The 7,027-nt window shown below is 49.3% G+C and carries 5 protein-coding genes; 1 reads left to right on the plus strand and 4 read right to left on the minus strand.

What is annotated here, in order from left to right:
• Positions 1–223 precede the first annotated feature (223 nt).
• The 4 genes from dnaJ to MKMG_RS09980 all read right to left on the minus strand — a co-directional run bounded on the left by dnaJ (position 224) and on the right by MKMG_RS09980 (position 5,307).
• Positions 224–1,354 (minus strand): molecular chaperone DnaJ, encoded by a 1,131-nt coding sequence (gene dnaJ / locus MKMG_RS09965; protein ID WP_165077688.1) that lies wholly within the window; start codon positions 1,352–1,354, stop codon positions 224–226.
• Between the two features lie 5 nt (positions 1,355–1,359).
• Positions 1,360–3,207 (minus strand): molecular chaperone DnaK, encoded by a 1,848-nt coding sequence (gene dnaK / locus MKMG_RS09970; protein WP_165077690.1) that lies wholly within the window; start codon positions 3,205–3,207, stop codon positions 1,360–1,362.
• Between the two features lie 4 nt (positions 3,208–3,211).
• Positions 3,212–3,763, minus strand: a complete 552-nt coding sequence (locus tag MKMG_RS09975; RefSeq protein ID WP_254059164.1) for a nucleotide exchange factor GrpE — start codon at positions 3,761–3,763, stop codon at positions 3,212–3,214.
• A gap of 131 nt (positions 3,764–3,894) precedes the next feature.
• Positions 3,895–5,307 (minus strand): phosphoadenosine phosphosulfate reductase family protein, encoded by a 1,413-nt coding sequence (locus MKMG_RS09980; protein WP_165077694.1) that lies wholly within the window; start codon positions 5,305–5,307, stop codon positions 3,895–3,897.
• A gap of 98 nt (positions 5,308–5,405) precedes the next feature.
• Here MKMG_RS09980 and purH point away from each other — a divergent pair, with 98 nt between their 5' ends.
• Complete coding sequence (gene purH / locus MKMG_RS09985; RefSeq protein ID WP_165077696.1) at positions 5,406–6,893, plus strand: bifunctional phosphoribosylaminoimidazolecarboxamide formyltransferase/IMP cyclohydrolase; 1,488 nt, start codon at positions 5,406–5,408, stop codon at positions 6,891–6,893.
• The last annotated feature ends 134 nt before the right edge of the window (positions 6,894–7,027 follow it).

Consider the following 7,027-nt stretch of genomic DNA (forward strand, 5'->3'; position numbering starts at 1 on the left):
ACAGCCACCTGTGTTGCCCGTTCTTCAATGCAGGCGAATGCTTCAGCTTCTGCAAACGGAAGTTCAGGGTGCTCTCCGGAGAGCTCAAGGATACATTTCATATGCGGGTACAGTTCTACTCCAGCCAGAGGGATAACTTCTTTGGAATAGGTATGAATGGCTATCGGTGACCGTTTCTGACCATACCGCTGTGTATGGATAAAAAAAGAGGATTTGTCTGGGGTTATTTTATTTTGTCCTTGAGATCCTGGAAGAATCCCCTGGAACCCTGACCTGATTCTTTATTTCCTTCAAGATCAAGGATTTTTTCATAGAGTTCTTTCTCCTGTGACCCGGGATGTTTCGGAATGATAATTTTCATCCTGACGAGCAGGTCTCCCGGCCTGCCGCGCCGGCGAACGCCTTCTCCGGAAATCTTGAGTGCCGTATTATACTGGACGCCTGCAGGCACTTTCAGATCAATTTTCCTGCCGTCGATAGTTTTAATCGTAATTGATGAACCCATCACTGCCTGAGCAGGAGTGATCTCTGCTTTGGTCTCAATATTGTCCCCGATACGTGTGAATGCCGAATTCGGGGCCACATGCATCTCAATAAAGAGGTCGCCGTTCGGAGCGCCTGCATCCCCGGCTTCTCCGTATCCTTCCATCCTCAGACGCATGCCGCTCTCAACCCCCGCGGGGATATTGACCGTGATGGTTCTCCTTACCCGCGAGTGACCGCTGCCATTGCATGTCTTGCAGCGTTCTTCGGGAATCCGGCCCGACCCTCTGCACTGGGAACAGGTTGCCATACTGACAAACTGGCCGAATGGAGTATTATTGGCACGACGTTCCTGCCCGCTTCCGCCACATCGGGGGCAGACATTCGTCTTTTTTGTTGCACTCCCCGTCCCGTCACATGCAGGACAGGGTTCATTGTGCATCACGTCAACGTCCCTGTCTACGCCAAAGATGGCATCCTGCATGGTTATCTGTATGCGCATTAAGAGGTCAGACCCGCTCTGCGGACCCCGCTGTCCACGTGCACCGCCGCCGAAGAATGAATCGAAGATATCTCCGAATCCCCCAAAGTCAGAGTTAAATCCGCCTGGCCCGGCACCGCCGCCCTGGTATGAGCCTTTTGAAGCGCTGGTAAAGGTATCATGGCCCAGCTGATCATACTGGGCCCGTTTCTGGGAGTCAGAGAGGACGCTGTAGGCCTCATTGATCTCTTTGAATTTCTCCTCTGCGCCCTCTTCCTTGTTGATGTCCGGGTGATACTTCTTTGTCAGACTCCGGTATGCACGTTTCAGCTCCTTTTCATCGGCATTACGCGGAACGTTAAGGATGTCGTAGTAATTTTTCCCGGACATCCTGCTCACTCTTTCTTATCATTCTGAACTTCATAATCTGCATCGACAACCGAGTCGTCATCCTGTGCAGATGTCTGAGGTTCTCCGGTTTCACCGCTTGCCTGTGCTTCCGCCGCTGCCTCCTGGTACATCCGGACGGTTACTGCATATACCGCTTCCGTGAGCGCCTCGGTTGCGGTCTTGATGGTCTCGGTCTCATCGCCTTCAAGTGCGGTTTTTACCTTTTCTGCAGCATCTTCAATGGATTTTTTCTCATCTTCTGTGATCTTATCTGCAGAATCCTTCAGGAGTTTTTCAGAGGTGAAGATAGCTGTATCTGCATTATTGCGGACCTCTATCTCTTCACGCTTCTGTTTGTCCTCTTCCTCATAATCTTTGGCTTTATTGACCATATCATCAATCTCTTCATCAGAGAGATGCCGGTCACCGGAGATGGTGATGTTCTGTTCGTTTCCGCTTCCCAGGTCTTTTGCCGAGACATTGATGATGCCGTTTGCATCGATATCAAATGCCACTTCAATCTGCGGGATGCCACGGGGAGCGGGTGGAATGCCGGTCAGCTGGAATTTACCGAGGGTGAAGTTGTCCTTGGAGAGAGCACGTTCACCCTGCACCACGTGAATTTCAACGCTGGTCTGCTTATCTGCTGCAGTGGTAAAGATCTGGCTTTTTCGTGTAGGGATGGTGGTATTGCGCTCAATGAGTTTTGTAGCGATGCCACCCATGGTTTCAATGGAGAGGCTGAGCGGTGTGACATCAAGAAGGACAACATCTTTTGTTTCACCGGTTAAAACCCCGCCCTGAATTGCAGCACCAAGTGCCACACATTCGTCAGGATTGAGGCCTTTGTCTGCGTCCTTTTTCAGGATATCTTTGACTTTCTCCTGTACAACCGGCACACGGGTAGATCCCCCGACCAGGAGGACATGATCAATGTCACCTGCCGTAAGGCCGGCATCGTCAAGGGCCTGCCTGACAGGGCCCAGGGTCTTGTCGACCAGTTTCCCGATCAGCTGTTCAAACTTTGCACGGGTCAGGTCGATATCAAGGAACTTCGGGCCCGCTGCATCTGTGGTGATATAGGGAAGGTTGATATTCGTCTTCTGGAGCGTCGAAAGCTCTTTCTTTGCATTCTCTGCTGCATCACGGAGACGCTGCATGGCCATCGGGTCCTTTGTCAGGTCAATACCTTCCTGCTTTTTAAATTCTTCAACAAGGTATGTCATGACACACTGGTCAAAGTCATCGCCGCCAAGGAGGTTGTCTCCGGCCGTTGCCTGCACTTCAAAGACACCGTCACCCAGTGTCATCACAGAGACATCGAACGTACCCCCACCGAGGTCATAGACAAGGATGGTTGCCTCTTCTTCTTTGTCAATGCCGTATGCAAGAGCACTTGCTGTCGGTTCATTGATGATACGCATAACTTCAAGGCCTGCGATTTTACCTGCGTCTTTGGTTGCCTGGCGCTGGGCGTCATTGAAGTATGCAGGGACTGTGATGACCGCTTTGGTAATCTTTTCCCCCAGGTATCCTTCAGCGTCTGTCTTCATTTTCTGAAGGATCATCGCTGAAATTTCCTGTGGTGTGTAGTCCTTGTCGTCGATGGTTACTTTCCGGGTCGATCCCATGTCACGTTTAATTGATATGATGGTCCGTCCCGGGTTCGTGACTGCCTGCCTTTTTGCAACACTTCCAACAAGGCGCTCTCCCTCTTTTGAGAATGCAACAACTGATGGTGTTGTCCGTCCTCCTTCTGCATTTGGAATAACGATGGATTTTCCGCCTTCCATGATTGACATGCACGAGTTCGTTGTACCAAGATCAATTCCAAGAATTTTTTCTGATGCCATATTTTTATGCCTCTGTTGTTTTTCCCTGTGACACTGCGACTCTTGCGCAGCGAATTACTTTTCCTTTTCTGCAGTATCCCGGTTCGATTTCATCAATGACCGTGCCTTCATTACAGTCTGAAGGCACATATGCCACTGCTTCCTGTGTCTCCGGGTTAAAGGAAAGGTTCAGACATTCGATCCTGGTGATTTCATGACGATCCAGAACTGATTCAAGTAGTTTATGAATCTGTTCGACACCTTCACGAAGGGTGCTTTCATCTGATGCCAGTGCCCGTTCGATGTTGTCAGCAATAACCAGCACTTCACGTGCAAGCTGTTCCACAGCACGGTCTGAGCGTTCTTCTGTTTCACGTGAGACCCGTCTCCTATAGTTCTCGAAATCAGCAGCAAGCCTCAGGTAGCGTTTGTTTTGCTCATCGCACTCTCTGTAGAGTTCAACCAGACGTTCAGCGTCTGTTAGTTCAGTCTGGTCATTTTCTGCCATATCAGAGGACGTGGTGCCATCCGAATGTGCAGATGTTTCATCTTTTTTCAGGTCCGGATTATCTGTCATGATCTCCTCTGCTATTTGTAGCATCTTATGATCGATATACATAATTTATGGTTAGTGGTTCTATATAATATTTTTCATACGGACAACAGATAATCCTTATTAATCAGGCTGAATTCAAAAAAAATGGGAATTTATCGCTTGTTTTTAATTTCCATTGGTTTTTGTGTATTTATTGATCGTCTTGTGCTTATTTGAATCCCACTCTCTTTCATCAGATTAACCATTTTAGGAGGCGGGCTCTTCCACCGCCACCACCCGCATCTCATTGCTGCATCAGAAATATGTTCTTTTTTGGCGTACCTGCGAATAATTTTATCCCATTCTGCTACTTTTTCCGGGTGAAGCGTCCGTGTAATTTCATATTCGGATTCCAGCATGGCAGGACACATCCAGCACCCGACGCGCTCGAATCCCTGTTCATATAATGGATTTAACGGAAGCTCCCTCCACCAGATATAAAGGAATACTTCAAGCGCCCTCCATCCCCGGATAGGGGATAAGTTCAGCTGTCCGGAATAATAGGGATTCACCGCCACTCCGGGAAGTCCGGCCCGTGCAAATGATTCATACCAGCGGTTCCCCTGGATAGTGACACACTCCCCCCTGGTCTCTCTCCACTGGCGTACGGGTTCAAGTTTCAGGTATTCACAGCACCACCTGTCATCTTTTGCAGGAATGCCGTTTTTACTGAGCCCTTTCTGGAAATCCGGGCCATGAAGAATCAATGGGATGTCAAGTGACCTGACAAATTCAGTGGTCTCCGGAAATTCCAGTCCGGTATCGATATAATAGCAATCGGTGACGCCTGCCTTCCGTGCAAGTTCGCGAACAACGACACTGTCCTTCCCCCCGGAGAATGCAACATTACACTCCGGGCGCAGGTCTTTTTCCGCTTTGATAAACCGTATGGCATGCCGTTCAAGGTTTTTGAGATGCGGTTTGTTGCAGCGGATTACCTGCTCTCTGTCCGGGTCCGGCAGTGCTATGGGGCGGGGCCTCCCCAGACTTTTTACTTTCACCACATTGTTTCGCAGCCATCCGGTCCCGTATCGCCCGTTTGCATGAACGATAACCGGTCCGTCAGTAAGATCTGTTTTGCAGGAAATATTTTTCCCGCCCATGTGACGGTTCCCCTTTTCTGCAACCTCATCAGTGATGTCGACAATGCCTTTTGACACTTCGTCAATGACAAACGGGAGGGCATCAGGGGTGAGTTCGATGGTATATTCCCGCAGAAGCGGATCAAACGTCAGGCGGCTGAATACAACGCCATTTGCGATGATGGTGTCAGTGCGGTCAATGCCTCCCGATTTATTGAGCAGAATGATTTTGGGGATGGTTTCAATGCCGAATCTGTTTTTCAGGTATTCTTTGATGACATTCCTGTCATGCTCCAGTGCGGGACGCACATCATAGGGCATGGTGAGGGGTATCTCATATCCCGGTGTTTTGCACCCGCAGGTCGATGCAACAAGCGGGACATTGCACTCCGGACACCAGTAGAGGCTTTTTCGAAATGGTGGTTCTCTGACAGGTTCTCTCATATGTTGGTATAGTATGTGTCGTTCTGAAGCAAAAATACGTGTTACCACTGCAGACTCTGTTCATTAGATTCTTAAGATCTCACGCTGATAGTATGCGCATGAAGACTGCACTTCTCTCTGTGTGGGACAAGACAGGAATTGTTGAACTGGCTCGTTTCCTGTCTGAGTCCGACATTGCAATATTAAGTTCCGGAGGGACCGGAAAGGCCCTCGCAGAAGCAGGTATTCCGTTTACCGAAGTATCCGAATATACCGGATCTCCTGAGATGATGGACGGAAGAGTAAAGACTCTGCATCCAAAGATTCATGGCGGCCTTCTTGGCCGGAGGGGAACGGATGAACAGGTGATGGCTGAACAGGGAATCGGACCGATTGATCTCCTGGTGGTCAACCTCTACCCCTTTGAAGATATGGCAAAAAAAGACCTGTCTCTGCCTGAACTCATCGAATTTATCGATATTGGCGGCCCTGCAATGATCCGTTCTGCTGCCAAGAATTTCCGTGATGTTGCGGTGGTCATTGATCCGTCAGATTACCCGGCAGTGATGGAAGAGATAAAAGACGGCAGTCTTTCAGAAGAAGACCGTCTGCATCTTGCACGCAAAGTCTTTGCACGGACGGCATCCTACGATGCGGCAATCTCAAACTATCTCTACAGTATCGACAATGAATTCCCTGAGATTCATTCATTCCAGCTTAAAAACGGCCGTGAACTCCGGTACGGTGAGAATCCACACCAGAAGGCGGCAGTATATGGCGACAGCGGCATTGCGGGACAGACACCGCTTCAGGGCAAACAGATGTCGTATAACAATTACCTTGATGCAGATGCGGCAACGGCCCTTCTGCATGAATTTGACAAACCGGCAGCAGTGATTGTAAAACATAACAATCCCTGTGGTGTGGCAACGGGAGACGCACTCCTTCCTGCATATCTCAGCGCCCGTGATGTGGATCCGGTCTCAGCATACGGATCTGTTGTTGCATTAAACCGTGTGGTTGAGGATGATGTCGCAGAAGAACTGGCTTCAACGTTTGTTGAGGTTGTCATTGCGCCGGGATATACGGATTCCGCCCGGAAAATCATGGAGAGAAAGGAGAACATGCGTGTTCTGATCCTTCCGGAGAAAGAGAATGCACCTGCTCTGCGTTCCATCAACGGAGGAGCTCTTATTCAGGTGTCGCCGGAATCAATAACCGACAACTGGCGTGTGGTAAGTGAGCGTGAACCAACAGCAACAGAATATGATGCAATGAAGATGGCACTGAAGGTCTGTAAGCATACAAAAAGCAATACGATTATTTTCGCAGACCCAACAGCCACCGTTGGCATTGGGGCAGGCCAGATGAACCGTGTTGATGCAGCAAAGATTGCTGTTGATAAAGCGTTCCATCCGCTTGAAGGCACATCCGTTGCATCCGATGCATTCCTGCCATTCCCCGATACCCTGGAAGTAGCGGCAAAGGCCGGTGCAACAGCACTGATTCAGCCGGGTGGATCTATCCGTGACCAGGAAGTGATTGATGCTGCAAACCGCCTGAATATTGCAATGGTGTTCACCGGAATCCGGCATTTCAGGCATTAATCCTCTTTTTTTCCTGCAGGCAAAAGATTATATTATTTCCGGCCAGTATTAGATTACGGTGAATTACCTATGAGTGAGTGCTTTATTAGTCAATAAGCCACATTTTTTTGACACCACCCTGAGGGATGGTGAAC

It is taken from the genome of Methanogenium sp. MK-MG, from assembly GCF_009914725.1.
GTDB lineage: Archaea > Halobacteriota > Methanomicrobia > Methanomicrobiales > Methanomicrobiaceae > Methanogenium.

Excerpts from the sequence above, each read along its gene's own strand:
- dnaJ (WP_165077688.1), bottom strand. The coding sequence starts at position 1,354 with ATGTCCGGGAAAAATTACTACGACATCCTTAACGTTCCGCGTAATGCC.
- dnaK (WP_165077690.1), bottom strand. The coding sequence starts at position 3,207 with ATGGCATCAGAAAAAATTCTTGGAATTGATCTTGGTACAACGAACTCG.
- MKMG_RS09975 (WP_254059164.1), bottom strand. The coding sequence starts at position 3,763 with ATGACAGATAATCCGGACCTGAAAAAAGATGAAACATCTGCACATTCG.
- MKMG_RS09980 (WP_165077694.1), bottom strand. The coding sequence starts at position 5,307 with ATGAGAGAACCTGTCAGAGAACCACCATTTCGAAAAAGCCTCTACTGG.
- purH (WP_165077696.1), top strand. The coding sequence starts at position 5,406 with ATGAAGACTGCACTTCTCTCTGTGTGGGACAAGACAGGAATTGTTGAA.